Genomic DNA, 25,914 nt, shown 5'->3' on the forward strand with positions numbered 1-25,914 from the left:
TTTTGAGTTTTGAGTTTTGAGTTTTGAGTTTTGAGTTTTGAGTTTTGAGTTTTGAGTTTTGAGTTTTGAGTTTTGATACCCAGTAAACCTTATATCAACCGATCCAGGTTTCATGCCAAGGTGTGCCTCCGGTTTCTAAGCCAGCTAGGGAACTGTTGGCTTGAATGATCAGGCGATCGCTTGCCCGATTCCATAAGGTAAGTGAGAGTTCGCCTTGAGTGGTATCTCGGCAAGTAAAAACAAAACCTTGATCGGTAGGAACGCGCACTAAGACGGGCGATCGCGCCGTTTTCCCCACCAGTTCTACCCGATATAAATCATTTTCAGCCCACATCCGCCAATCGCCCCAAGGTGCTATCTGCCATCGCATTTTGGCATTCCAAGGGACAAATTCATAAAATCGCCCCTGATAATGAATCCCTACCATCGCCACCGATTCCATCCAGGTGAGCAGCCGTCGTCGTCCACCGCCTGCCGTCACGGTTAATTCTGGTTCGCCATTAAAGCTGTTGCATTGCATCCAAAACCACTTTTGCGGAAAAGCTCCCCCCCAATTTTTTTCAGCGTAGGCAGGCGCATTGCAAAACTCATAGCGCTGCCCGTTCCACTCCATCCAGCCTGTTGCTAACCCATGCGCCATTAGAACCTGCCAGCCCGGTTCAAAAATCGGCAATGATGCTAACCATCCCGCCGTAGATCGCTGCCGTTCACCCCGATTTCCCCAACCGTCGATCGGCTGCACCCGATAGCACCAGCGTGCAGTCTTCCCCGATGGTTCCCGCAAACATCCCTGATGCAAAGTCGCCGTCACCTGATAGCCTTCCTGAACCGTGCGATCGAACCTCTCCGGCTCCAACAATTTTCTCCCTCCACCCCTCCACCCCTCCATCCCTCCACCCCTCCCATGCCCCAACCCCAGCCTTTCTCGCTCCGCCCAAAATCCCTTCACCGCTGGAAATGTCCGACATAAATACGCTTCATCTATACCTAAAATTTGAGCAACTCCGCCACTCAGGGGACTCTGACCCTGGGGATCATCAATGGAATACATGAACGCAAAGGTTTGACGAATATCTGGCAAGGTCAACCGGAAATACCACCCTTCAAAAAAACGGCGATCGCGACCATCCCAGTGATAGCCGCTGTGGGGAGTTTGCCAAAAATCAGCCATAAACTATCGAAACCCTAGTGATGAACCGTAGTATGATAGATCTAAAGAGGCGATCGCTTCTGGATACTACCTTGGTTTAAACCTGTGGAACTTTCTTCTAAGAACGAATACGCAATCCTTGCCCTGGTTGAATTAGCTGCCCACTATACCGGGGGCGAACCCCTGCAAATTCGCCAAATCGCGGCTCAGCAAAATATTCCTGATCGCTATTTAGAACAACTATTGGCGGCATTAAGGCGGGGTGGCTTAGTGCGATCGCAGCGCGGTGCAAAAGGAGGATATGTCCTATCGCGAGAACCTTGGAAAATTAACTTACTCGAAGTCATGAACTGCCTGGAAGGTGCCGATGCTCAGATGGCAGAAGACGATGAGCCAAAAACCGTTGAGAATACGGTTATTTGTGAAATTTGGCAGGAAGCTCATACCGCTTCCGAAACCGTTCTCCAGCGCCATACATTACAAGATATTTGTGAAAAGCGCGATGCTCGCCGTCAGCTAGATATCATGTATTACATCTAGGAAATTCTTGGGAGATAAAAATTCTGCCGTTGTTGGGGCAGGTTTAGCTAAGATTCAACGGTTCTGCCAGAAAATCAGCTACAAAACCAACCCTTACAAGGATTTTTCTGTGCTGGAAACTATTTTAGTTTTTGATTCAGTATTCAATCTACAGTCAACTTTGTCCATCGCCACTCGATCAAACACCATGCGAATTGTTAATAACATTACCGATCTGATCGGTCACACGCCCCTCGTACAACTGAATCGCATTCCTCAAGCCGAGGGATGTGTCGCCCAAATCGTTTTCAAATTAGAGAGTATGAACCCGTCTGCCTCCGTCAAGGATCGGATTGGGATTAGCATGATCCATGCAGCAGAACGGGAAGGTTTGATTGCACCGGGAAAAACAGTGTTGGTGGAACCCACTTCTGGAAACACCGGAATTGCCTTGGCAATGGCAGCCGCCGCCAAGGGCTATCGCTTAATTTTGACCATGCCTGAAACGATGAGTTCAGAGCGACGGGCAATGCTGCGTGCCTATGGAGCCGAACTAGAACTGACTCCCGGCATTGAAGGGATGAGTGGCTGCATTGCAAGAGCGCAAAAAATTGTAGACAGTACGCCCAATGCTTATATGTTGCAACAGTTTCGCAACCCGGCGAATCCTCAAGTTCACCGCGAAACCACGGCAGAGGAAATCTGGGACGATACCGATGGGCAGGTGGATATGATTGTGGCGGGAATTGGCACTGGTGGCACGATTACGGGCGTGGCGGAAGTGTTGAAACAGCGGAAGCCCGAATTTAAAGCGATCGCCGTGGAACCTGCCAACAGCCCAGTCCTATCCGGGGGGCGCCCTGGACCCCACAAAATTCAAGGGATTGGCGCAGGTTTTGTGCCGCCCGTGCTGAATGTCAACCTGATTGATGAAGTGATTACAGTGACGGATGATCAGGCGATCGCTTACGGTCGGAGGCTTGCTCGTGAAGAAGGCTTGCTTTCTGGAATCTCCAGCGGTGCCGCCCTCTATGCCGCCATTCAAGTTGCCCGTCGTCCTGAAAACGAAGGAAAACTGATCGTTGCTATCCAACCTAGCTTTGGTGAACGCTATCTCAGTACACCCCTCTTTCAAGACCCAGAACTGACTCTCTCCTCTTAATAAATAAACTGGCTAAATAGCGGGTAGGCAGTGAAGAAACGAGGGAAAAGAGGACACAAGCAGGAGACAGTCTCATGACGACCATCACTGAGAAACTCACCTTTGAGAACTATCTCGCGTATAACGATGGCACCGACACTCAGTATGAACTTGTGGATGGAGAACTCGTTCCCATGAGTCTGGGAACCGGGAAACATGGCAATATCATTCGCTTCCTAGTCCGCCAGTTTGAAGACACGATCGCTCAATCAGGACAATCCTGGGTTGCCTTGCCTTCCCTCGTTGGCATCCGTTCTCCCCGTGGTAGACGCTGGGATACATCCCGCATCCCTGATGTGACCGTTTTGCCGCTGGTGCAGTGGGAGGCAATGGAAAATCGTGAAGCCGTAATTGACTTCAACGAACCGCCGCCACTGCTGGTTGTTGAAGTTGTCAGCCCGTCTACCCAGGCGGATGACTATCGCTCCAAGCGCTCCGAGTATGGACTCTTAGAAATCCCTGAGTACTGGATTGTAGACGCGATCGCCGAGAAACTTACCATTGGTTTGCTCGATCACGAGTTTTATGACCTGACAGAATTTCAGGGCAAAGCGTTGGTTCAGTCCTCCGTCTTTCCAACGTTAAAATTAACCGCTGCTCAAATTTTGGCAGGCAACCTTTAGCTAACAAATGTCAATGGTATTTCCATGATTTTTTAGGGGGCGACCCAGCAGAAAGTGACACAGGGTATGATTTTGGTGTTCTAGCAAGCGCGATAGAATAGTGGCATGGCAGAACCCGATCACTACCGCATCCTGGAGGTTAGCCCGACGGCAACCCAAGCAGAAATTAAGCAGGCGTATCGCCGCCTTGCTAAGCTTTTTCATCCCGATCGCAACCGCAGCACGAGTAATCACGAAAAAATAGCGAAAGTGAACGCCGCCTACGAGATTTTGGGCGATCCCCACAATCGCCGATCCTATGATCAGTTGCGAATTTACCGGACTCAATTAGACGCAGCGGGGTTTTCATCGGACGGTGGGCACTCTTCCAAAAAACAACGTCAACAGAGCGCCGCTGCTGCCCAAGCCCACTATCGCAAGCAGCAAAAAACCGGACAGCAAGCCGATACGGAGCTAGATCAATGGCTCAAATTGGTTTACACGCCCGTGAATCGACTGATCCGCGACATCTTAGATCCGCTCAAAGATGAAATTAATGATTTATCCGCTGATCCGTTTGACGATGAACTGATGCGGGACTTCCAGCTTTATTTAGAAGATTGCCAAGACTGGCTAATACAAGCCGAAAAAGTCTTTCGTTCTCTGCCCAATCCTGCCAGTGTTGCGGGTGCCGCAGAACATCTTTTTTACTGTTTGAATCGCGTGGAGGACGGTATTGAGCAGCTAGAGTACTTCACTGCCAATTACGACGAAGACTATTTGCATACTGGGCAAGAGCTTTTTCGGATTGCCAAAGGCTTGCTCCGAGATGCACAGGCAGCCGTGAGGGCGATCGCCTAACAGAACCGCTGCCCCCCAACCTAGCAGCTTTCATAGACAAAAATTGCCCTCATTAACCGAGCCTTAAAGCGATCGCGTTAGATTCGTCTCAGAGCGGGATTTTAAGCAATCTAATATGACTCTCAATCGTAGACACTTTCTGATTTTTTTAGGTGCCACCGCGACCACTACCGCTTGTGGCGTTCGTTTCGGTCAGCAATCCTCAACTACTGGCGGTTCTCCATTTAATCCTGGAGTGAAGCCAGCGTTTCAGCCCGTGAAAGGACCCATGCCGCTAGCGATGAATGCTTTAGCCAGCGATCGCCAAATGACTGAGTTTAGCCAATATGAAGTAGTGGATGATTTAGTTTTGCCAGAGGGATTTACCTACGACGTGCTTGCCTCTTGGGGCGATAAAGTGGGCGACTCGCGCTTTGGCTACAACAATGACTACTTGGCGCTGATTGAAACCAGCCCTGATGAAGCCCTCATGTCCGTTAATTTTGAGTATATTAGCGCGATTCCCTGGCAACAGACCTATGAGCAAGTGATCGGGAAGGCGTTACCGCTTCAGGACGTGGATCAAGCCGTGAAAGCCGCTACAAAAGCAATTAAGGGAGATCAGGTTCCGGGTTTGAATGCTTACGCCCTACCGGATAGCAATCCGATTAAGCAGCAGGTGAAAACGATTTGCAAGGAAGGCTTGATTGATCAAGGGGTAGGAATCATTGCCCTGCGTCGATCGCCCACAGGAAAATGGGCGCGCTCGCAGTCTGCCGCCGAACGCCGCATTACCGGGATTTCCGGCTTAGAAGATGGGCGCTATTTGAAAACCACAGGTCCAGCGGTTGCCATTTTTCAAAAAACGAAAGGACTGGGCTATGTAGATAAACTAGGCGATAAAATTATTGGCACGTTTCAAAACTGCGCGGGCGGCACCACGCCTTGGGGCACGGTATTCAGTGCCGAAGAAAACGTGCAAGTGCAAGTGCCTGAGCCTGTGTATGCCGATGGCACCTCTTTTGACCCTAGCGATCGCCCTTTCAATATCACCGATGAAGAACTGACGGGCTTAGGCAATGTGTTTGGGCTAGCAGGCAATAAATACGGCTGGATGGTGGAGCTTGATCCTGCTAATCCGAACGACTATGGCACCAAGCATACCTGGCTAGGGCGCTATCGCCATGAGGCAGTTGGGGTACGGGTGGCAGCAGGCAAACCGCTGGCATTTTATTCAGGCTGCGATCGCCGGGGTGGACACCTCTATAAATTTGTCAGCAAAGCTGCTGTTACCGATCCCAAAGATAAAGCCAACTCGAAACTGCTGAGCGATGGAATGCTCTATGTGGCGCAGTTTCAGGCAGATGGCACTGGACGTTGGCTTCCCCTATCACCGACTACCGCGATCGCCCCCACGCCACCCACCTTCCTCAGCGGGGTGATGCTGCCCTTGCCCCAACGTCCCGAAGGTGGCATTTTTAAAGTAGATAATGATGCCCAAACTGAAGCGTTTCAGAAAAAATATAAAAACTTGGGCGATCTCTATGTGGGCAGTGACGCTGAAAAGCAAGGCGCAATCTTGATTGATGCTCACTTTGCCGCCAATGCAATAGGCGCAACCTGCACCGCCCGTCCAGAAGACACCAAAATTGCCTCCGATGGTTCACTTTTCATTGCGTTTACCTCTGGCGGCATTAGTAAAGACGATGGCAGCCCCGATATTCGTATTTTCAAAGGTCCTGATGGCAGTACGGCGTATGAATTTGGGTGGATCATGCGGCTAGTAGAAACTGGCAATGAACCTGATGCCAACACTTTCACTTGGGCAATGGCGGCAACGGGGGGCGAACTGGCGATCGGTGGACAAGGATTTGCCAATCCCGACAACCTCGCCTTCGATGGTCAGGGCAATCTATGGATGATGAATGATATGTCGTCTGACAAGCTGAATCGAGAAGTGCCAGCCGATCGCCGCGAAAAAGGAGTGCCCATCACTCCTTCCAATCTGCGGGGTATTTATGGCAACAATGCTATTTGGTATATGCCGCTTTCTGGCAAAGCAGCAGGGCAACCCCATTTATTTGGAATTGCGCCGATGGATTGCGAAACGACAGGATTATGCTTTGCATCCGGCGATAGCGCTTTATTTCTGTCCATTCAGCATCCCGGCGAAGTTAACGGCATCCGTCAAAATATGGCAGCCGAAATGCGACAGTTTGCCATGCAGACCACCGACGGCAAAGAATTTATCCAAACCCGCAAAGTTCCGATCGGGTCAAATTGGCCCAGTAAACAAGCGAATGATCCCCCAAAACCCTCCGTGGTTGCTATTTATCCTCCTTCAAGTCAGGCGATGTCTTCATAGAAATGAGGGCATTGCTGAATGCAGACATGATTTTCATTTGTAGGGGTAGCGCCTTGTGCCTACCCTTGCTGGGATAAGGACAACCACAAGGGATTTCCTCTACGAATTTCATATCTAGATTTAGCAACGCCGAAATGAGTGAGGCTGATTTAGCTCAGGATTATCAAGAGTTTTTTCAAGAAAATGTTTCCTCCATAGCGGCTTACCACTACAGTAAAAGGGGCTTTCGACCCTTCCAAGAACTCCACTTTAAGGATAGCGGCATGGAAACACGAGAATTAGGACTATCTAGAATTCGGATCACGCCGATCATTACGGGCACTTGGCAAGCCGGGAAAAGTATGTGGGTGGGTGTGGAAGATGCTGAAACGATTCAGGCGATTCGGGCGGCATTTGATGCGGGAATCACCACGGTTGATACGGCTGAAGTATATGGACAGGGTCACTCAGAGCGAATTGTTGCTGAGGCGCTAGGAGATGTGCGGCAGCAGGCGGTTTATCTGACCAAAGTTTTTGCCAATCATTTGAAATATGAGCAAGTGATTGAGGCGTGCGATCGCTCCTTGAAAAATTTGCAAACCAATTACATTGACCTCTATCAAATTCATTGGGCTTCGGGAGCGTTTGGCAGTGAAATTGTGCCGATCGCAGAAACCATGCGCGCCCTAACTGACTTGAAACAACAGGGCAAAATTCGGGCGATCGGCGTGTCTAATTTTTCGCGGGTTCAGCTAGAAGAAGCGGCTCAGCACGGACGAATTGATAGTTTGCAGCCTGCTTATTCATTGTTTTGGCGATCTGTAGAAAAAGATGCAGTGCCCTATTGCATCGCCAATCAAATTTCTATCCTCGCTTATTCACCGCTGGCACAAGGGTTACTGACCGGAAAATTTTCAGCCGATCATCAGTTTGATCCCGCTGATAATCGGGCTAAAAATAAATTGTTTCAAGGTGAAAATTTTGTCCGGGCACAGGAAGCACTCGCCAAACTGCGCCCGATCGCCGATCGCTACGAAACTAGCCTTGCCAATCTATCGTTAGCATGGCTGATTGCCCAACCCCAAACCCAAGCAATTACAGGCGTTCGTCATGCCGAGCAGTCGATCGCCAATGCCACTGCTGCTGATGTGAAACTATCTCCAGAAGATTTGGCAGAGATTAGCGCGATCGGGCAAATAGTCACCGATCCCCTGGATGACAATCCCGTTATGTGGAACTGGTAGTCGGGGATGTTAGCTAATTTTCGGGGAGAAGTGGCGGCGCTCAGTGCGGCGTTGATCTGGGCGGCGGCTTCGGTTGTTTATACCGGAGTGGGGCAACAGGTGTCGCCATTGGTGCTGAATTTAGTGAAGGGGCTGATTGCGATCGCGCTGTTGCTCCTCACCCTGCTGCTTTTCGGCAAACTCCTACCCAGCGCTAGCCCCATGCCAGTGCTGCTGTTATTGCTCAGTGGCGTGATTGGGATTGGCATGGGCGATACCGCCTATTTTGCCGCGCTCAATTCTCTAGGAGCAAGACGCGCCTTAGTGCTGGAGTCTCTGTCCCCGCCCTTGGGTGCCTTTCTAGCGCTGGTTTTTTTGCAGGAACAATTGGCACCGCTAGCATGGCTCGGCATTGCGTTGACGATCGCGGGAGTCACCTGGGTTGTCCTAGAGCGATCGCCCCAACCCAATGGCACCCTGACCCATCCGCCTTTACGCGGCATCATTGCAGGTCTAGTAGCCGCCGTTGGGCAAGCGATCGGGGCAGTTTTATCAAGAGCCGCTTTAGCTGGAACTGATGTTGATCCGTTATGGAGTACCTTGATACGGCTTCTGGCAGGAATTTTAATATTGCTCATCTGGTTTTCAGCCCAAAAGCACCCCATCCAAAAACTGGCACCGCTGCGATCTCACAAGCTATGGGGAATCATTATCATGGCAGCCTTTGCCAGCACCTATTTAGGTATTTGGTTACAGCAAATCGCCTTAAAATATGCGCCAACCGGAATCGCCCAATCCCTGAGCGCCACTAGCCCTCTGTTTGTCATTCCCTTTGCGATCGCCACGGGCGAAAAAGTGAGCCTGAGAGCCGTTTTTGGAGCCGCGATCGCCTTAGTAGGTGTCTGGCTATTGTTTGTTCGATGATGCGATCCTGTGTGATCCAATGATGGACGAGCCGCGTATATCTTCTGACAAGCGACCTTTGACAAGCGACCTTGATCACGTTGAGTTTTTGAAGAATAGTTCACAATCAACTCAGTTCTCGATCAGATGGAGAAGCATTGATGGCAATTTCTCAAGTTGTACGTCGAAGATTGAAAAATCGGGGACGACGAATCGTGCGACCTCAAGCCGCTACCCTTATTTTGTCGGGTGTGGTTGGGTTGGCAGCGCTGATTTGTGCGGCATGGTTTGCCGGAGAAGGATTGATCCCTCGGCTTTTCGCCCAACTCAATACGCTGCAAAAATCACCGCCTTGGTGGTTACAAGTTCCCATGATGGCAGGCAACTACATTTTAGTGCCCACGGTTTTGCTGCTGATCGTGGCGTTGGGGGTGATGTGGCTTTCTCCTCAACCGCGAGGATGGGCACGAATTGTAGTGGTGAGTATTCTCCTAGCGTTGACGGTGCGCTACATTTTGTGGCGATCGCTCTCTACCTTAAATCTTTCCAACCCAACGAACGGCGTTTTTAGCCTGGGATTGCTTTTTCTAGAACTGTTGATGTTGGCAAGTAGTACGATTCAGCTTTTGTTGATGTTGCGGGTGCGCGATCGCCGAGAAGAAGCAAATCAGAATGCGATCGTGGTACAAGAAGGGCAGTTTACGCCAACCGTCGATGTCTTCATTCCCACCTACAACGAGCCAGAATTTGTCCTGCGCCGCACTATCATTGGCTGCCAAGCAATGGAGTATGACCACAAGCAGATTTACCTGTTAGACGACACTCGCCGTCCAGAAATTCGCAGCCTAGCCGCCGAATTGGGCTGTGAATACATGACGCGCCCCGATAATCGTCATGCCAAAGCAGGCAACTTGAATCATGCTTTTTCCCAAACTAATGGCGATTTGATTGTGGTTTTTGATGCCGATTTCATCCCAACCCACAATTTTTTGACCCGCACCATTGGCTTCTTCCAAACCGACTCAGTGGCACTGGTGCAAACGCCCCAAAGCTTTTACAATCCTGACCCGATCGCCCGAAACCTGGGTTTGGAAAACGTCCTCACTTCCGAAGAAGAGGTTTTCTACCGTCAAATTCAGCCGATTCGCGATGCAGCAGGCAGCGTCATTTGTTCCGGCACCTCTTTTGTCGTCCGCCGAACCGCCTTAGAAGCTACGGGTGGCTTTGTTACTGAATCCCTCAGCGAAGACTACTTTACGGGAATTCGCCTGTCTGCCCAAGGCTATCAACTGGTCTACCTAGATGAAAAACTGAGCGCCGGACTCGCAGCAGACAACATGGATGCCCATGCCACTCAACGATTGCGCTGGGCACGGGGAACGTTGCAAGCTTTTTTTATTGAATCGAATCCCTTAACGATTCGCGGACTCACGCCCTTGCAGCGGCTGGCACATTTAGAAGGCTTACTCCACTGGTTTACCAGCCTGTCGCGAGTCGGCTTTTTGGTGATCCCCCTTGCCTATTCTTTTCTCAACGTGATTCCGGTGCGAGCCACAGAAGAGCAACTGCTCTATTTCTTTTTGCCCTACTATGTGGTGCAGCTATCGGTATTTTCCTGGCTAAACTACCGATCGCGCTCAGCGCTTCTATCCGATATTTACTCGTTAGTCTTAGCAGTACCGCTCGCTTGGACAGTGGTTCAAGTGATGCTGAACCCCTTTTCTAAAGGCTTTAACGTTACGCCCAAAGGCACCTCCAGCGATCGCTATTCCTATAACTGGAACCTTGCTATTCCCCTGATTACCTTTTTCATCATCACCGCCATTAGCCTCTGGCGCAACTTAGGCATGTGTATGATCAAAGGCGGCTGGGCGGCTGCACCCCTTGATCCCGTTGAAGCGCTTGCCCGGGCTGAATCGATTAAAGGCATGGGAATTGGCTGGCTGTGGAGCAGTTATAACTTGATTATGCTAGGCATCGCCCTACTGATTTTGCTAGATGTGCCCCGTCCTGATCCTCATGATTGGTTTGACCTGCGGCGCACCGTGCAAATCACGCCCCACACTTCACACACTCCACACCCTAGCTTCTGGGGAATCACGACCATGGTTTCAGAGGGCGGTGCAGAAGTTGCCTTGACTCAAACTGGGTTCCCGCCCTTGGACTTAGAAGAATCTCTACCCGTCACACTTAACATTTTGGAGGAGTCATTGCAGCTTGAAGGCATCGCCATTCATACCGATATCCAGGATGAATTTTCAACGGTGAGAATCCAATTTGATCCCATGATGCCTATAAACGACCATCGAAGATTAGTGGAAATGCTATTTTGTCGCCCAGGACAATGGAAACGACGCAATAGCCCTGGAGAATTGAGATCGCTGCTGCTCCTGTTGGGTATTATCTTGAAACCCAGAATTTTGTTTGATCAAGCAGGCGATGTCAGAGCGATCGCCGTCGCGAAAGGATAAGGGGTCAGGGGGCGAATTGCGAATATTGAATTCAAAACTCAAAATTCAAAACTCAAAATTCAAAACTCAAAACTTTCTAAAATCCGAAACCCGTTAAGAGACTGTTAAAATCCAAGAACCTTTTGTTCCTGTGCCCCATGAATGACACCGTTTTGCAAGTGAAGAATCTGGAAGTGCAATTTCAGAGCGATGGAAAAACCGTTGAAGCTGTTAAGGGAATTTCTTTTGAGGTGAAACGGGGGCAAACTTTAGGAATTGTGGGCGAATCGGGTTCAGGCAAGTCGGTGACTTCTCTGGCGGTGATGGGGTTGGTGCCTACGCCCGGTCAGGTGACAAACGGAGAGATTTTATTTTGGGGGAGAGCCGATCAAGCGCAATCGGTTGATTTGGCAAGGCTATCCGATCGCCGATTAGAGGACTATCGGGGCAGCGAAATTTCGATGATTTTTCAGGAGCCAATGACTTCTCTAAACCCAGTTTTTACGATTGGGTTTCAACTGGTGGAAGCGATTCAGCTACATAAGCGTCTGTCTAAAGATGAAGCTGAGCAAGAAGCGATCGCCTGCTTACAAGAAGTACGTCTGCTGCCCAGCAATGACCAACTGGAACAGCAGTTTAACGGCAACCGTCGGGAGTGCGATCGTCTGACTGATGCTTTTCTAAACCGCTATCCCCATGAGCTATCGGGTGGTCAGATGCAGCGGGTGATGATCGCCATGGCGATTTCCTGCGATCCGGCATTGCTAATTGCCGATGAACCGACCACTGCCTTAGATGTGACCGTCCAGGCGACGATTTTGGATTTATTACGCGATCTGCGCGATGCTCAAGCTGAAAAAATTGGCGATCGCAGCGGTATGTCGATCATGTTCATTACCCATGATTTGGGCATCATCGCCGAAATTGCCGACCAAGTTGCCGTCATGTATCAGGGCAAAATTGTCGAAGCGGGACCCGTCTGGCAGATTTTTTCTAACCCGCAGCATCCCTATACCAAAGGGTTGCTTGCCTGCCGTCCCCAACTCGATCGCCGCCTGCGAAAACTCCCCACCGTTTCCGATTTTATGCAGGTCAGCACCGGGCGAGATGGCACTATTTTGATCGAAGAACGCGAAACCGACATCAACCGGGCGTTTGAAATGGCGCAAGAAGTTAGCCCGGAAGAAATGGCTCAGCGATTGACTGATCTCAAACAAAAAACGCCCCTGCTCTCTGTCAAAAATCTGCGGGTTGGCTTTCCTATTCGCAGCATTTTTGGACGAACCAAACGCTACTTCATGGCAGTGAATGATGTCAGCTTTGACGTGTATCCCGGCGAAACTTTGGGATTAGTCGGCGAATCGGGCTGTGGCAAATCCACCTTAGCGCGCACTATTTTGCAACTGATTAAGCCGATGGATGGGCAAATTGTCTTTGATGGGCAAGATATTACTCAGTTGTCGCCGAAAGCCCTTCGCCGTGTGCGCCAAGATCTGCAAATTGTCTTTCAAAATCCGTTTAGCTCCCTCGATTCTCGCATGACGGTCGGTGCCGCGATCATGGAACCGATGCAGATTCACAGCAAACCGGGCGATCGCGCCCAACAGCGTCATCGTGCCCAAGAACTGCTGGAACGGGTCGGGCTGACTGCCGATGCTATAAATCGCTATCCCCATGAATTTTCGGGTGGGCAACGCCAGCGGGTTTGTATTGCCCGTGCCTTGGCGCTCAATCCCAAGTTCATCATTTGCGATGAGTCGGTATCGGCGCTGGATGTGTCGGTGCAGGCGCAAGTCCTCAATTTACTCAAAGAACTGCAAAATCAGCCCGACCTCGATTTAACCTATATTTTCATTTCCCATGATTTGAGCGTGGTCAAGTTTATGAGCGATCGCATTATGGTGATGAACAAAGGCGCGATCGAAGAAATTGGTGCCGCTGAAACTGTGTATCGCCAGCCTCAGCAAGACTACACCCGCCAACTGATCTCCGCTATTCCCACGGGCAGCCTAGAGCGCATCCAAGAACGCCAACTTCAGCGCGGTTTTTCAGCGGGTTGATTGAAGCATTAACTAGCCTTCAAACCCTGCGATCTCAGTTTTCATTCCTACGGTGGATGCGGGATAGGTAAAATGTAACCAATTATGAGCCTAGAAGTATTGGATAAAAAACATGCGGCTTAAAGATGGTGTGCGGTTGATCAAAGGAACATTCGCAGAATGGAAAGAGGATAACGTCCCCGTATTAGCTGCTGCGTTGGCATATTACACCGTGTTTTCCTTAGCTCCACTGTTGCTGATTGCGATCGCGATCGCGGGTGCTGTGTTTGGTGAAGAAGCTGCACGCGGAGAACTGGTTCGCCAAATCCAGGGATTGGTTGGTAAAGAGGGTGCAGAAGCAGTTCAGGCAATGATTCAGAATGCGGATAAACCGGGGTCTGGAGGCACGATCGCTACGATCGTTGGGGTTATTTTATTGATGTTTGGGGCATCGGGAGTCTTTGGTCAACTGCAATCCGCACTTAACACTATTTGGGAAGTTAAACCAAAACCAGGACAGGGAATTCGTAGTTTTTTAGTCTCTCGTTTCTTGTCGTTTGCCATGGTTTTAGTCATTGGTTTTTTATTGTTAGTTTCTCTCGTCCTGTCTAGTGTTTTAGCAGCAGTAAGTCATGTTTTTAATAATCTAATGCCAGGTCTTCCCATTCTGGGACAAGTGATTAACTTCCTAATTTCCTTTGGTGTTATTACAGTTTTGTTTGCCTCCATTTATAAGTTTTTGCCAGATGTTAAAATCCCCTGGAAAAACCTCTGGGTCGGTGCCGCTGTCACTGCCATACTGTTTAATATTGGCAAGTTAGCCATTGGATTATATTTAGGAAACAGCAGCGTCGGCTCAACTTATGGAGCCGCTGGATCACTGGTAGTCGTGCTAATTTGGGTATTCTACTCTGCTCAAATTTTGTTAATTGGCGCTGAGTTTACTCAGGTTTATTCCAAATATCGAGGAGTCCCCTTAAGACCTTCAAAACATGCAGTTCCCATTGATGAAAAAAGCTGATTGAGTGCTTGATGTTAATTAGCCAGTTTAGCTGTCTTAAACTAAGTGAATCAGGGCTTCAATCAGGCTTTGGTTCTGCAACTCTGTCCCGATGGTAATCCGAAGTTTGTCGTTAAGCCCAGGCTGTTTGAAGTAACGGACTAAGATGCCGCGTTCTTTCAGCGCTAGATAGAGATCATTAGCATTGCTTTTGGGCGGAGTGACGAGCAGAAAGTTGGTTTGGGAGTCGCGCACTTGAAAACCAAGCTGTTTGAGGTCGAGCAGCAACTTAGCGCGAGATACTTTTACCTTAGCTACGCACTCATTTTTATACGTTTGATCGCGCAGGGCAGCAGCACCCATTAAACACGCGATCGCATCGACATTGTAGCTATCTTTGACTTTAAATAAACCACTTAACAAACTTGGATTCGCAATTCCAAAACCCAACCGTAGACCCGCTAAAGAGTAGCCTTTGGATAAGGTTCTGGCAATAATTACATTGTCAAATTCTTTCACAAGGGGTAGCGCTGTTTCATCAGCAAAATCTACATACGCCTCATCGACCACCAGCACACCCGTCAGCTTGGATGCCAAAATTCGCAAATCGTCTGTAGAGACAACGTGCCCCGAAGGACTGTTGGGCGATGCAATGAAAGTGATCGCTCCCTGTGCCGCGACAAGTTCCGCAATAGGCAAACGAAAATCATCGGGATACGGAATTTCGACTACCTTTGCAGGCTGAATTTCTGCCAAGGTGCGATACAGAACATAGGTGGGCATGGGATAAACCACGCTGCGATCGAGATCGGCACAGGCACGTACTAGGATGTTTAAAATATCATCGCTGCCATTCCCCACAATAATCCAGTCCTGTGGTACATCCAGAACTTCGCTGATTGCCTGACGAAAGTCATTGGCAAACGGATTTGGATACCGCCGCAGACACTCGCTGTCTAAAGTCCGCAATACGTCCATGGCGATTGGAGAAGGCGGATAGGGATTTTCGTTGGTGTTGAGTTTGATAATAGGTGTTCCGGGCTTGGGTTGTTCTCCAGGAACGTAACCTGCCATAGCTTCTACATTTGAGCGAAAATAGTGTGTCATACAAATAGCGTGACTGACGAAGACGCAAAATTTTTATTTTACAGTGGGGATAGAAGACTCAGTTAAAGTGGTGTTTAAAAAGTTTCAATACATCTATGAAAGTAGAAGTTATTCCATATGATTTAAGGTGGCAAGATGCTTTTGTAGCCGAAGCCAAAAAAATCAGTGTTGCTCTAGGTGAGACAATTGCAGCAATTCATCACATTGGCAGCACCGCTATTCCTAACATCTACGCCAAACCGATTATTGATATTCTAGTTGAGGTAAATGATCTTGCCCAAGTGGAGGCTCGAAATGCAGCCATGGAAGCGCTAGGCTATGAAGTCATGGGTGAGTTTGGCATTGCGGGTCGTCGATATTTCCGCAAGCATAATGCAATGGGTGATAGAACGCATCATGTTCATATTTTTGAATACGGGTCACCGGAAAGCGATCGCCACTTAGCGTTTCGAGATTATATGATTGCTCATCCCGAAGCGGCACAACACTATAGCCAGCTAAAGCGCAGTTTAGCAGCCAAGTTTCCCAATCATCGGGAAAGCTACATGGACGGCAAAGATAGTTTTATTAGAGAAAAAGAACGTCAAGCTTTAAAATGGCGCAATACCATAAACTGTCAACACTAAAATAGGGGGCAGTAGGTTCAACGGTGTCCAAACCCTTTTCCAGGAAGCGCTTGAGACCAGATAAACAGTTCTCCATTTTCTCCACCTGCGGCAAGCTGCTGCCCTTGAGGATGCCATGCTAAACATGAGAAGCCATGCGGTGCGCCTTCTAGGGTCAAAGCAAGCGTTTTAGCGTGATGCCATAAGCAAAGCTGCCCGTCTTTTGCAGCGGAAGCCAATAAAAAGGACTTAGGCTGAAAGGCGATCGCGCTAATCTTTGCTTGATGGTGCTTCAACTCGGTAGCATTCCAACCAATTTGCTCATCTTGGTCTTTTTCCCATTTCACCATCCCATCTGCACTGCTGGCAACCAGCAACGGCGCACCAGACGAGGAGGCACTATCTGACCAGGCAAGGTGGCTCACCTTACCAGGAAATCCTTCCATTCGCCAAGGATACTCAACGCCCCACTGCCACACGAGCAGAGTGCGATCGTGTCCTCCAGCAGCAATGTACTTCCCGTCAGGCGACCAGGCGATCGCAGAGCTAGGTGCTGCTGTTTCCCAATCATGTTCGATCTCCCAGGTTTGGGTGTTCCAAATGCGAACACTATTTTTCACGGCGATCGCGAGTGCCTGTCCATCGGGGTGCCAGCAAAAATCCTGAGCGGTGGCATCTAAGCTCAAGGTTTCGACAACCTGAGCGGTGGCTGCATCCCAAATTTGCAGACAAAAGCCCAATTGAAAGGCAAGGTGATGATGGGTCGAACTCCATGCTAGGCGATCGATCCAGGTGGAGCGAGTCTCCAGCGTGGCGATCAGCACGGGTGACTCGGACTGTACCTGCCAGATTTTCACTTGCCCTTGCTGTCCAGCGGCGGCGAGAAATTTGCCATCGTGGGAGAACGCAATGCAGTCCATCGACTGATCACTACTCGTTTCCAGCAAGGTAAGATGCTGTAACTTGACATTGAGTAAGCTGACTTCACTTGCCGCAGAAGTCGCTGCCAGATAGTGACCATTGGGCGACCACGCGATCGCGGTCACATAGTCCGCTAGGGTTCCCTGCCAGTGGCGCTCAAACCCACCCTGTTTCTTTGTTTTTACACCAAACATGCTCGGAAATCCTCGCGCAGTTGAGCTTCATCCAAGTTTCGACCAATGAAAACCAGTTCATTTTTGCGGGTTTCTCCGGCTTTCCAAGGGCGATCGGCTTTGCCATCGAACAGCATATGAACGCCCTGAAACACAAAGCGCTGATCTTCGCCAGCGATCGTCAAGATGCCTTTCATCCGAAAAATATCGGGTCCCTGAGTTTGCAGCAGGTTACCGAGCCATTCGTTGAGCTTGATGCCATCGATTTCACCTGATTCTACGATCGCCACGGAACCAACCGTTTCGTCATGTTCGTGAGCCGTTTCGTTGAGAAAATCTGGATCAATTTCAAGGGCGCGATCGAGATCAAACGCACCGATTCCCAGCAACGCATCCATTTCTAGTTCAGCATTGCGAGTCCGATAGATCTTAGCCAGCGCATTCATGCTGCGAATTTTTCGTTCCAAGGCATCTAACGCTTCGGGTGTGACCAAATCAGTTTTGTTGAGCAATATCACATCGGCGAAAGCAATCTGTTCCTGTGCCTCTTCCGCCTCCCAGTGTTGCAAAATATGTTTGGCATCCACCACGGTCACGACTGAATCGAGATTGGTTTGCGCCTGCACATCCTCATCCATGAAAAAGGTTTGAATGACGGGAGCCGGATCAGCCAACCCGGTGGTTTCAATCACCAGATGGTCAAATTTATCTCGTCGCTTCATCAAGTTGCCAATAATGCGAATCAGGTCGCCCCGCACGGTGCAGCAAATGCAGCCGTTGTTCATCTCAAAAATTTCTTCGTCCGCATTGATAATTAGCTGGTGATCAATGCCTACATCTCCAAACTCATTGACAATCACCGCGACTTTTTTGCCGTGTTCGTGGGTGAGAATGCGATTGAGCAGGGTGGTTTTGCCCGCGCCTAAATAGCCTGTGAGCAGGGTCACAGGAACCGAATTTGCTGTTGCCATGTTGACCATTGTTTGAGTGCCCATTCTATTTAGGAACGAGAACCATTATCGCTCATAATTTACGATCTGGGTGAGAAAGCCAACGGTTGCGAAGAACTGAAACACTAGACAAAGATGCTTTGAGACGGCGAGAGGCAAGGGCGATCGCCTCTAGTTTTTGGGTCTAACGTTTCTATGATGCGATCGTAATCACTACGGTCATTAGGCAACCTGAAGCGTCCGAGGTTCGGGGATAGGGTCGCCTTCGGCTTGCCAAGCTTCCAAGTACATTTCAATCACGTCTTCACCATTATGAATTGCTTCCTCACGATTTTTACCATGAGTACAAGGCATCACAACGAGATCGGCAAATTCTGGGATCGTGACGAGGAAAAGCTGATCTTCATCAGACCATTGAACAATCATGCTATACCGATTCATCTTCTTCACGCGCAATCTGAGCTTTCAACTCTCGAATCTTTCTAGATATTGTCTTGGTGTTCCGTAGCTCACGTTCACCTTGCAATAAATTTTATCTATCAGTGCGATCGTATCTAAAGTTTGGGCATAACATTGATGCAGTTGTGCGGCGGCAAGTAACCTCAAACTCCTGTAGATAACTTCTGTTCCGTCTGCACCAACGCAGTATGATCTGTCTCGGCGGGTCACACCGATAACTAGTAGTCAACTAATCAACGATTCATAGTTTTCCCATGTTTTTCCTCTGATTTTTGCAGCTAAATCCTGTGCATCAACAACTTTTAATTTGCCGATGTCAAAATATTGCTTACTGCCTTGCATTCCGCCTGAACTCGCTTTGATAAAATCAGTAGCAAATAACTCACCTAACACGAAGGCGCGAACTGGATGCCAAGAATCTCCTGTTTGCTGACGACGTTCTACTGCAATTCTGACTAGCTCTACTTCTGATCGGCTGTCATTCTTCCAAATCAAGGTAGCTTCACTTTCAGACTCTAGATCCACAACAGCCTCAATCTGAGCAATTTGTTCAACACGCTTGTTACGATATGTGCCAAAGTACAAGCTGCGTCGATGGTTATACTGACCGCCTTGAGTTGGACATGTGTAAATCTTGTATTGCAATACACTATCAAAGCTCATTTTACAGTTGACAATATCTAATCGATATTTCCAGGATGGTAACAAAGCATTCTCATCAAGATACTCACCTAAATCTGATACTGCATCAACTAGAGTTTTGGGCAAGTAAGGTAGTTGAATTGCTTGAAGAAACTGCTCAAAGCTAACGGCAGCAAAAGAAACGTCATAACTTTTTGCAATACCTTCGATTTCTGGAAAGTCAGGATGGTAGGCGCTATCCTGCTCAAAGTTACCTAGAGCAAGCAGAACCCTTTGACCTTGTTTCTGTTTAAGAGTTTCCAGATGTCCTAGAAGTTGAACTTTGTCAAAATTACTGCCGAGTTTTGTCTCAATGAAAATAGAAAAAGGTTCCTGAGTAATTTCCCCATCGGGAACACTCTCTTTACCCCTTCTTTGTTGTGTGAACTGTACGCCTACTGTACCAGAAAAATTTTCACCCAATAGCGCACCTAGTGCTTCTGATAAAAACTTGGGATTCTCCTCATACAACATTTTAAGTATTAGGAGGCAATGGTTTGTCGTTTGATTCTCTTTTTGAGAGTAGGTCGGAAACAAACGTATATTTCGGCTCATATTTTTTGAATTACTGTGTTGAAGCTGATCATACGTTCAATCATTTACTCAAAACTTTCAAAGTGCCACCACAAAACAGGGAACTAAAGACATCTAGCTATTAATAACACTCCAAAACGGATGAATAGGCAGAATCTTTATTAATGTTTTCAGACTTTTATGGCTATCAGCGATTAGAAAATTTAGCTTATCCTTTATAAACTCTACCGCGCCAGCTTTTGGGGGTTTGGATAGAGGAGAGGAAAATTCGTAAAACGGCAAGTGGGTCGGCGAGGGGAGACAGCCAGAATAGCCAGGAGGCTTTGGCTTGGGAGAGATCGTAGGAAGGGGCGATCGCAAAGTTTAGCCCAATCCGCATCACCAGCAGTAGCAGATTTAAAGCCAGTAAACTCTGCATTGCCAGATTCGTCTGTCCGCTGCTCATGAGGATTGATAACAAGATTGTTAGGGGTAACGGCAATCCCTGCACTAGCAGCAACAGTAGCCAATCGCCCCATACTTGAGCAGGGGAAGCGGCATCTTTTAGATCCAGCGATCGCCCCCACTCTTTCCAGGTTTCCGCTGCTCCTTCATACATTCGCACTTTCAGTACTTTGGCTCCATCCAAAAAGCCAACTTTCGCGCCTTGAGCAGCAATTTCTCGCGCTAAGGTGACATCATCACAAAACGATCGCTTGGCGCTGGTGTAACCATTCACTTGAGCGAGGAGCGATCGCCGACAAAAAAAGCATTGTCCATTTGCCATCACCCGTTCTGGAGCATTGCTCGTTTCTCCGGCTGCCCCAAACCGATACACCAGCGTCATTAATAAGGCAGGCTGTAGCCAAATTTCACCCGGATAGCTCAAGATGAACTGAGGCGAGAGGGAAATTAAATCGTAGTGATGGGCGATCGCTGTTTCTAGTAAACTTGCCACCAGACCAGGCTGGGGCTGAGTATCGGCATCTACGCCTAGAATCCAGTCGCTTTGCTCAGAACTTGCCAAAAAGCCAGTGTGTAGCGCCCATGGACGACCCACCCAATCGGTTGGCAACGGATCATCGTTCATCAATCGAAACCGAGGATCGTGTTGTTGTTTCGCTTTGACCAGATCCGGTGTGGCATCCATGGAATGGCTATCCACGACGATGACTTCTCGCACTTCATAGCTTTGCCGACTCAGCCCTGCTAAACAGGGCGCGATCCGCTCGGCTTCATTGAGCGTTGGCACGACCACACTTACTTTGCCTAAAAAAGCAGGCTGGGCAAGTTGAGGACGTAAAGGCGGAAACCGAGTGGGTCCTCTGAGCAGGCGCGATAGCAAAATGGCGGCGGCGGGAAGCTGGACTAACAACAGCACAAAAAAGCAGACATTTGACCACTGATCTGCTTGTCGTGTTGCTTGTGCCAAATGTCCGCTAAATTGTCCGAGTAAACTAATCAACCGAATTGACCTTGTATGGAGTGAGCTAATACGGGATTACCGTCATGATTAGAGGAGTTGAAATGGAGTAATTTCGGGGTCTCGAACGGTCACCTCATCGGCTCCAGCGCTCCACCACAGAGTGATCGCCGGAACAACCCCCACGATGATGCTGATCGCTGTTGGAATCCAAAACCGCACATCTAATTGAGCGATCGTAATCAAGGCACCAAAGGCAAAATTGACCAGATATATCACCAATGGAGTCATTAACTGACTGCGTTTGAGCGGCAGATCTGGCGATCTCCAAAACACCGTTGCCACCGTCATAAACACCAGTCCCGTTCCGAGCCATCCCGTAATGTTGCGGTAGGGCATTCCAAAAAACTCGCCCACGTCTTGAAATGCCCAAAAGGGGTAAGCCGCCTGACTCATTGCTGGATCGAGGACAAAATCCCAGGCGGTTAGGAGAAGGGCACCGATCGCGATTCCGCCGATTTTTGCACTCCAGCCATTCATCCCTTTCGCTTCCAATCCGCTGCGCGCCAACACATAAGTAGAAAAGCCTAGATAAAACCACGAGAGTGGAATGGTGAAAGGCACTAAGCCTGCGATCTTGTAGCCTAAACCACTGAGATAGCTATAGTGTCCAAAGGGAAAGCCAGTGCTGGTTCCCAATAGCTCGCTGCCCAACGATAAAAATATAGCCGGAAGCATGAAGCCTAGTAAGTTTTGCCAGCCCAACGTGCGATAGGCATACAGCGCCACGGCGATCGCACCCAACACAATGTAGACCACTCCACCATTTGCCATGGATAGCCCAAATAGCTGCTGACCTATGGACGGTAGTTGTGCGATGAATTGAGGATTTGGCAGAACCAGCAGTAACCCAGCTAAGCCAAACACTAAGGATAGAACGTGACCGATGAGGCAGACGCGCTCAGTGACAACCAGTTGCTTCATAGAAAATCCTTCAAACAGTGGGGCATCCAGAAGTGCCTGGTATACAGTTTACAAATGTTTAAGAACAAAATTGTAACGAAATACAAAGATGGAGTAAAAAATTAGCCCATTCTGATTGCTGGAATATCTGCATCAAGGGCTGCAAGCAAGCCTTGAAATAGCTGAATGCCGTCGGTGGAGCCTAAAACCGGATCGGCGGCTCGTTCGGGATGGGGCATCATTCCCAGCACATTGCCTTGAAGATTACAAATTCCAGCGATGTTTTGTACCGAGCCATTGGGATTATTGGCAGCATCAGTGATGCCATCGGCAGAGCAGTAGCGAAACAGAATTTGCTGATTCTCGGTCAAACTCTTAAGCGTGTCGGCATCGGCATAGTAGCTACCTTCACCGTGGGCAATGGGCAGCGTAATCACTTCGCTAGGTTGATAGTGGCTAGTCCATGGCAGATCAGTGCGCTCGACCCGCAGAGGCACGCGATCGCAAATAAAGTGAAGATCTCGATTTCTCACCAACGCGCCCGGTAGCAACTTCGCCTCAGTCAAAACTTGGAAGCCATTACAAATTCCCAGGACAAACTTACCTTGATTAGCATGGTCTACCACCGATCGCATGGCTGGTGAAAATCGGGCGATCGCGCCACAGCGCAGGTAATCACCATAGCTAAACCCGCCCGGAACGATAACCACATCCACATCAGACAAATCGCTGTCTTCATGCCAGATCATACGAGTCGGCTGCTGCAACAAGTCGCGAGTGACATAGGCAACATCGCGATCGCAATTTGATCCTGGAAACACAATAATTCCAAATTTCACGAACTGCACCACTACTTGGAACGAGAATACGGATTAAAAGGTCGGCTGATTCTGGACGCTATTTTATCCCTGTTTGAGCCTTTTATGCAGAGCCAATGAAAAGATAAATTGGCAGGGCAACCGGGTTCATTTTTGCCCAATGACATATTTGGTGATGACCAATGACTGACGAAGAACTGCTACGGGTGATTGAGCAAGCGTCAACAGACAAAATAGAAGACCTTGATCTGAGTGAACAGGGACTGCGATCGCTGCCTCCAGAAAGCGGGACATTGAAAACACTAAGATTGCCCCACTTAAACCGCAACCGCATTCGGGACATTGCATCAGATTTAGCCCCAACTTCTCAGCGATCGCTATCCTGAAACTGGGCGATCAACTCCTCACGAGACAGGCTTGGCAGTTGCAACAGCAACCGGGCGCGATCGCGCTTGGGCAACTCTATCCATGTAAAAGCAATCCTGGATAGTTCGGAATCTAACTCGCCAAACCGAACTTCTAGCAAGTCTTCAATTTCTTCCCGCAGAGCTTCTTGCCGACCCTCCTGCCGACCCTCCTGCCGACCCTCCTGCCGACCCTCCTGAAGAGTTTCCTGCCGCCACTTCTCATACGCAATATCTAAATTCATTGCCAACTCCCTTTGCTCTATGTTTAGATTTTGACGGCTTTGTAGGTTCACTTGCAACTTTGTCAGATACTCTAACACTCCATTTCGCAGGGGATGGTCGGGCGGCAGATCCAGCAATTCGGTCATTGCCTGCGCCTGTACGCGGTCGCGCCCCAACAACCTGAGCCATAACGTTTCTGGTGTAACTGGAAGTTGATGGATGACAACCAAGGCAGTATGAAAATGCTCTGGTAGAAAGTACACTCCTGCTGCCCAGAGTGGACGAGACTTAGCCCCAAATCCTTGCAATACTGCTTGGGAAGCAGAGGGCACTAGCAGCCACAGTTTGGGAAGTTGCGCTTCTGGTCGCTTTTGCCCCTGGCGCTTTGCGCTACGTCGATCCTCGGCTTGCAGTGCAAACAGCTTACTGAGACAAGCCCGAATTTCTACGATGGGGGCAGGGTTACGGAACGGTTCGAGTAAACAGGGATTCGCAACGAGTTGTCCCAAGAGTCCCAAAGCCTGACGAGTTGTCTCGGTTGCAGCGTTTGGCGCAAACCAGACATCAACCTGCTGCATTTCCTCAAAAATGTCTCGACTGGTTTCTGCTGCCCCCAGCGGTTCTAGCAGTCCTTTCAAATATTGTTTAGCAAAGTTATCGTGTGGTTTGCGAGTCATTGAAACAAATCAGTTTGAGCCAGCTTCAATAATACAGGTGTTCGATAGCGATCGCGTCTGCTACAAGCCTAAATTTTTCGAATACCTCTTTGAGATGTTGGTTATCCCTAAAACTGGCGCGTCCAGTGATGCCAGCGTTCTATCACCACTTTGGTTTGGGTAAAAAATTCTACGGCGTGATGTCCTTGCCCGTGCAGGTCACCAAAAAAGCTATCTTTCCAACCGCTAAAAGGAAACTGCGCCATGGGAGCCGCCACGCCGATATTGATGCCAATGTTGCCAGCCTCAGCTTCGGAGCGAAACTGTCGGGCTGCCGCACCGCTGGAGGTGAACAGACATGCCATGTTGCCATATTGTCCCTGGTTGATGAGCGCGATCGCCTGATCAATCGTTTCCAGGTGAATCAAACTCAACACGGGACCAAAAATCTCGGTTTTGGCAATATTGCCATCGGGGTTCACATTTTGCAGAATCGTCGGGCGCACGAAATAGCCCTGCTCATAGCCGACAATTTTGGGCTGGCGACCGTCCACCAGAGCCGTTGCACCTTGATCAATTCCCTGCTGAATCAGGCGTTCAATCCGGGTTTTGCTATCCGATGTGATTACGGCTCCCATTTGAATGCCATCATCTAGCCCATAGCCCACGGTGCGAGTATGTGCGACCTCCGCGATCGCCTCAGTAAAAGTTTGCTGTGCATCTCCCACCGTGATCGCCACCGATGCCGCCAAACAGCGCTGTCCAGCACAGCCAAACGCACTATCTGCCATAATTCTCGTGGTGGTAGCAATATCCGCATCGGGTAGCACAATCACCGGATTTTTTGCCCCGCCCTGACACTGGGCACGCTTGCCAGTCGCCGCCGCCCGACTGTAGACATACTGGGCGACGGGGGTAGACCCAACAAAACTAATCGCGCGAATCGTCGGATGATCCAGCAGGGCATCTACCACGGTTTTTGCACCATTCACCAAATTGACTACGCCAGCAGGTAAACCAGTTTGCTCGATTAACTGCACCACTTTTTGCAACGTCAGCGGCACTTTTTCCGATGGCTTTAGGATCACGGTGTTGCCGCAGGCGATCGCGTAGGGCATAAACCAAAAGGGAATCATAGCTGGGAAATTGAACGGGCAAATAATCCCTACTACTCCCAAGGGCTGCCGAATCATAAACTCGTCGATGCCTCTAGCAATATTTTCCGAGTTGTAGCCCTGCATCATCATCGGAATGCCACAGGCAACCTCCACATTTTCGATCGCCCGTCGCAGTTCCCCCTTCGATTCTGCCAGCGTCTTACCGCATTCCATCGTGATGGTTTGCGCCAGGTCATCCAGGTTCGTTTCTAACAACGCTTTGAGTTTGAACAAATATTGAATGCGATCGCCGGCTGGAACCCTCCGCCAACTCGTAAATGCTGCTTGTGCCATCTGCACTGCCTCATCCACTTCCCCCACCTCAGACAGCGGCACCTGTGCCAAAATTTCCACGGTTGCCGGATTAATTACATCCAGATAATCAGTGGTGTTGGAAGAAGCCCACTCACCATTGATATAGTTTTTTAGAGTTATGGATGACATAGAATTTATAGCTGCGATCCATCCTACGAGAGTGTGACCAGGAGTTGTACAAAGCGCGGCATCTGGTCGAGATTTTCTTTATATCGAGCGATTGCGACGCGCTACGATAGGCGAGTACAGAGCTTTCTGGGTGCAGTTTATCTC

General features: G+C 49.2%; 23 protein-coding genes. 12 read left to right on the forward strand and 11 right to left on the reverse strand.

Annotated features, from left to right (window positions below):
- Window positions 1-94 precede the first annotated feature (94 nt).
- Entirely contained in the window at window positions 95-1,171 is a 1,077-nt protein-coding gene (locus AB3R30_RS21555) for a tocopherol cyclase family protein (RefSeq protein WP_458651268.1), read from the reverse strand.
- Between the two features lie 84 nt (window positions 1,172-1,255).
- Here AB3R30_RS21555 and AB3R30_RS21560 point away from each other — a divergent pair, with 84 nt between their 5' ends.
- The 10 genes from AB3R30_RS21560 (at window position 1,256) to AB3R30_RS21605 (ending at window position 14,292) form a co-directional block, all read left to right on the forward strand.
- Entirely contained in the window at window positions 1,256-1,690 is a 435-nt protein-coding gene (locus AB3R30_RS21560; RefSeq protein ID WP_458651269.1) for an RrF2 family transcriptional regulator, read from the forward strand.
- Between the two features lie 187 nt (window positions 1,691-1,877).
- Window positions 1,878-2,831 carry a cysteine synthase A gene (gene cysK, locus AB3R30_RS21565; protein ID WP_458651270.1) on the forward strand — a complete coding sequence of 318 codons (954 nt, stop codon included), beginning with the start codon at window positions 1,878-1,880 and terminating at the stop codon, window positions 2,829-2,831.
- A 74-nt stretch (window positions 2,832-2,905) separates the two neighbouring features.
- The gene (locus AB3R30_RS21570) at window positions 2,906-3,493 is read left to right on the forward strand and encodes a Uma2 family endonuclease (RefSeq protein ID WP_458651271.1); all 588 of its coding nucleotides are present in this window, start codon (window positions 2,906-2,908) and stop codon (window positions 3,491-3,493) included.
- A gap of 105 nt (window positions 3,494-3,598) precedes the next feature.
- A complete protein-coding gene (locus AB3R30_RS21575; protein ID WP_458651272.1) occupies window positions 3,599-4,333 on the forward strand; it encodes a DnaJ domain-containing protein in 735 nt (244 codons plus the stop codon).
- Between the two features lie 115 nt (window positions 4,334-4,448).
- Window positions 4,449-6,677, forward strand: a complete 2,229-nt coding sequence (locus AB3R30_RS21580; RefSeq protein WP_458651273.1) for a PhoX family protein — start codon at window positions 4,449-4,451, stop codon at window positions 6,675-6,677.
- Between the two features lie 134 nt (window positions 6,678-6,811).
- Entirely contained in the window at window positions 6,812-7,900 is a 1,089-nt protein-coding gene (locus AB3R30_RS21585; protein WP_458651274.1) for an aldo/keto reductase, read from the forward strand.
- A 6-nt stretch (window positions 7,901-7,906) separates the two neighbouring features.
- The gene (locus AB3R30_RS21590) at window positions 7,907-8,803 is read left to right on the forward strand and encodes a DMT family transporter (RefSeq protein WP_458651275.1); all 897 of its coding nucleotides are present in this window, start codon (window positions 7,907-7,909) and stop codon (window positions 8,801-8,803) included.
- A gap of 140 nt (window positions 8,804-8,943) precedes the next feature.
- A complete protein-coding gene (locus AB3R30_RS21595; RefSeq protein ID WP_458651276.1) occupies window positions 8,944-11,253 on the forward strand; it encodes a glycosyltransferase family 2 protein in 2,310 nt (769 codons plus the stop codon).
- A gap of 137 nt (window positions 11,254-11,390) precedes the next feature.
- Entirely contained in the window at window positions 11,391-13,292 is a 1,902-nt protein-coding gene (locus AB3R30_RS21600; RefSeq protein WP_458651277.1) for an ABC transporter ATP-binding protein, read from the forward strand.
- A 112-nt stretch (window positions 13,293-13,404) separates the two neighbouring features.
- Window positions 13,405-14,292 (forward strand): YihY/virulence factor BrkB family protein, encoded by an 888-nt coding sequence (locus AB3R30_RS21605; protein ID WP_458651278.1) that lies wholly within the window; start codon window positions 13,405-13,407, stop codon window positions 14,290-14,292.
- Between the two features lie 36 nt (window positions 14,293-14,328).
- Here the strand turns inward: AB3R30_RS21605 and hisC are convergent, their stop codons facing one another.
- A complete protein-coding gene (gene hisC / locus AB3R30_RS21610; RefSeq protein ID WP_458651279.1) occupies window positions 14,329-15,378 on the reverse strand; it encodes a histidinol-phosphate transaminase in 1,050 nt (349 codons plus the stop codon).
- Between the two features lie 95 nt (window positions 15,379-15,473).
- Between hisC and AB3R30_RS21615 the strand changes: the two genes are divergently transcribed.
- Complete coding sequence (locus AB3R30_RS21615) at window positions 15,474-16,004, forward strand: GrpB family protein (RefSeq protein ID WP_458651280.1); 531 nt, start codon at window positions 15,474-15,476, stop codon at window positions 16,002-16,004.
- 17 nt (window positions 16,005-16,021) lie between these two features.
- Here the strand turns inward: AB3R30_RS21615 and AB3R30_RS21620 are convergent, their stop codons facing one another.
- The 7 genes from AB3R30_RS21620 to purQ all read right to left on the reverse strand — a co-directional run bounded on the left by AB3R30_RS21620 (window position 16,022) and on the right by purQ (window position 22,905).
- The gene (locus tag AB3R30_RS21620; RefSeq protein ID WP_458651281.1) at window positions 16,022-17,098 is read right to left on the reverse strand and encodes a WD40 repeat domain-containing protein; all 1,077 of its coding nucleotides are present in this window, start codon (window positions 17,096-17,098) and stop codon (window positions 16,022-16,024) included.
- On the reverse strand, window positions 17,086-18,072 hold the full coding sequence (locus AB3R30_RS21625) for a CobW family GTP-binding protein (RefSeq protein ID WP_458651282.1): 987 nt from the start codon (window positions 18,070-18,072) through the stop codon (window positions 17,086-17,088). The genes AB3R30_RS21620 and AB3R30_RS21625 overlap by 13 nt, the downstream gene beginning before the upstream one ends.
- Before the next feature lie 177 nt (window positions 18,073-18,249).
- On the reverse strand, window positions 18,250-18,468 hold the full coding sequence (locus AB3R30_RS21630; protein WP_458651283.1) for a type II toxin-antitoxin system HicB family antitoxin: 219 nt from the start codon (window positions 18,466-18,468) through the stop codon (window positions 18,250-18,252).
- Window positions 18,469-18,711: 243 nt separating this feature from the next.
- A complete protein-coding gene (locus AB3R30_RS21635) occupies window positions 18,712-19,722 on the reverse strand; it encodes a hypothetical protein (RefSeq protein ID WP_458651284.1) in 1,011 nt (336 codons plus the stop codon).
- A 187-nt stretch (window positions 19,723-19,909) separates the two neighbouring features.
- Complete coding sequence (cruG, locus tag AB3R30_RS21640; RefSeq protein WP_458651285.1) at window positions 19,910-21,145, reverse strand: 2'-O-glycosyltransferase CruG; 1,236 nt, start codon at window positions 21,143-21,145, stop codon at window positions 19,910-19,912.
- 48 nt (window positions 21,146-21,193) lie between these two features.
- Window positions 21,194-22,087: a gamma-carotene 1'-hydroxylase CruF gene (gene cruF / locus AB3R30_RS21645; RefSeq protein WP_458651286.1), complete on the reverse strand. Its 894-nt coding sequence runs from the start codon at window positions 22,085-22,087 to the stop codon at window positions 21,194-21,196.
- A 101-nt stretch (window positions 22,088-22,188) separates the two neighbouring features.
- Window positions 22,189-22,905, reverse strand: a complete 717-nt coding sequence (gene purQ / locus AB3R30_RS21650) for a phosphoribosylformylglycinamidine synthase subunit PurQ (RefSeq protein ID WP_458651287.1) — start codon at window positions 22,903-22,905, stop codon at window positions 22,189-22,191.
- A gap of 161 nt (window positions 22,906-23,066) precedes the next feature.
- On the opposite strand from purQ, the gene AB3R30_RS21655 reads away from it, so the two are divergent.
- Complete coding sequence (locus AB3R30_RS21655; RefSeq protein ID WP_458651288.1) at window positions 23,067-23,270, forward strand: hypothetical protein; 204 nt, start codon at window positions 23,067-23,069, stop codon at window positions 23,268-23,270.
- Here the strand turns inward: AB3R30_RS21655 and AB3R30_RS21660 are convergent.
- Together AB3R30_RS21660 and mmsA are read right to left on the reverse strand one after the other, a co-directional pair.
- Window positions 23,252-24,190 (reverse strand): flagellar assembly protein H, encoded by a 939-nt coding sequence (locus AB3R30_RS21660; RefSeq protein ID WP_458651289.1) that lies wholly within the window; start codon window positions 24,188-24,190, stop codon window positions 23,252-23,254. The genes AB3R30_RS21655 and AB3R30_RS21660 overlap by 19 nt on opposite strands.
- A 107-nt stretch (window positions 24,191-24,297) precedes the next feature.
- Window positions 24,298-25,770, reverse strand: coding sequence for a CoA-acylating methylmalonate-semialdehyde dehydrogenase (gene mmsA / locus AB3R30_RS21665; protein WP_458651290.1), 1,473 nt, complete (start codon window positions 25,768-25,770; stop codon window positions 24,298-24,300).
- Window positions 25,771-25,914 lie beyond the last annotated feature (144 nt).

The organism is Sivoneniella epilithica UHCC 1019, assembly GCF_040830845.1.
GTDB lineage: Bacteria > Cyanobacteriota > Cyanobacteriia > Leptolyngbyales > Leptolyngbyaceae > ULC077BIN1.

Excerpts from the sequence above, each read along its gene's own strand:
- AB3R30_RS21555 (WP_458651268.1), bottom strand. The coding sequence starts at position 1,171 with ATGGCTGATTTTTGGCAAACTCCCCACAGCGGCTATCACTGGGATGGT.
- cysK (WP_458651270.1), top strand. The coding sequence starts at position 1,878 with ATGCGAATTGTTAATAACATTACCGATCTGATCGGTCACACGCCCCTC.
- AB3R30_RS21570 (WP_458651271.1), top strand. The coding sequence starts at position 2,906 with ATGACGACCATCACTGAGAAACTCACCTTTGAGAACTATCTCGCGTAT.
- AB3R30_RS21575 (WP_458651272.1), top strand. The coding sequence starts at position 3,599 with ATGGCAGAACCCGATCACTACCGCATCCTGGAGGTTAGCCCGACGGCA.
- AB3R30_RS21580 (WP_458651273.1), top strand. The coding sequence starts at position 4,449 with ATGACTCTCAATCGTAGACACTTTCTGATTTTTTTAGGTGCCACCGCG.
- AB3R30_RS21585 (WP_458651274.1), top strand. The coding sequence starts at position 6,812 with ATGAGTGAGGCTGATTTAGCTCAGGATTATCAAGAGTTTTTTCAAGAA.
- AB3R30_RS21590 (WP_458651275.1), top strand. The coding sequence starts at position 7,907 with ATGTTAGCTAATTTTCGGGGAGAAGTGGCGGCGCTCAGTGCGGCGTTG.
- AB3R30_RS21595 (WP_458651276.1), top strand. The coding sequence starts at position 8,944 with ATGGCAATTTCTCAAGTTGTACGTCGAAGATTGAAAAATCGGGGACGA.
- AB3R30_RS21600 (WP_458651277.1), top strand. The coding sequence starts at position 11,391 with ATGAATGACACCGTTTTGCAAGTGAAGAATCTGGAAGTGCAATTTCAG.
- AB3R30_RS21605 (WP_458651278.1), top strand. The coding sequence starts at position 13,405 with ATGCGGCTTAAAGATGGTGTGCGGTTGATCAAAGGAACATTCGCAGAA.
- hisC (WP_458651279.1), bottom strand. The coding sequence starts at position 15,378 with ATGACACACTATTTTCGCTCAAATGTAGAAGCTATGGCAGGTTACGTT.
- AB3R30_RS21615 (WP_458651280.1), top strand. The coding sequence starts at position 15,474 with ATGAAAGTAGAAGTTATTCCATATGATTTAAGGTGGCAAGATGCTTTT.
- AB3R30_RS21620 (WP_458651281.1), bottom strand. The coding sequence starts at position 17,098 with ATGTTTGGTGTAAAAACAAAGAAACAGGGTGGGTTTGAGCGCCACTGG.
- AB3R30_RS21625 (WP_458651282.1), bottom strand. The coding sequence starts at position 18,072 with ATGGGCACTCAAACAATGGTCAACATGGCAACAGCAAATTCGGTTCCT.
- AB3R30_RS21630 (WP_458651283.1), bottom strand. The coding sequence starts at position 18,468 with ATGAATCGGTATAGCATGATTGTTCAATGGTCTGATGAAGATCAGCTT.
- AB3R30_RS21635 (WP_458651284.1), bottom strand. The coding sequence starts at position 19,722 with ATGAGCCGAAATATACGTTTGTTTCCGACCTACTCTCAAAAAGAGAAT.
- cruF (WP_458651286.1), bottom strand. The coding sequence starts at position 22,087 with ATGAAGCAACTGGTTGTCACTGAGCGCGTCTGCCTCATCGGTCACGTT.
- AB3R30_RS21655 (WP_458651288.1), top strand. The coding sequence starts at position 23,067 with ATGACTGACGAAGAACTGCTACGGGTGATTGAGCAAGCGTCAACAGAC.
- AB3R30_RS21660 (WP_458651289.1), bottom strand. The coding sequence starts at position 24,190 with ATGACTCGCAAACCACACGATAACTTTGCTAAACAATATTTGAAAGGA.
- mmsA (WP_458651290.1), bottom strand. The coding sequence starts at position 25,770 with ATGTCATCCATAACTCTAAAAAACTATATCAATGGTGAGTGGGCTTCT.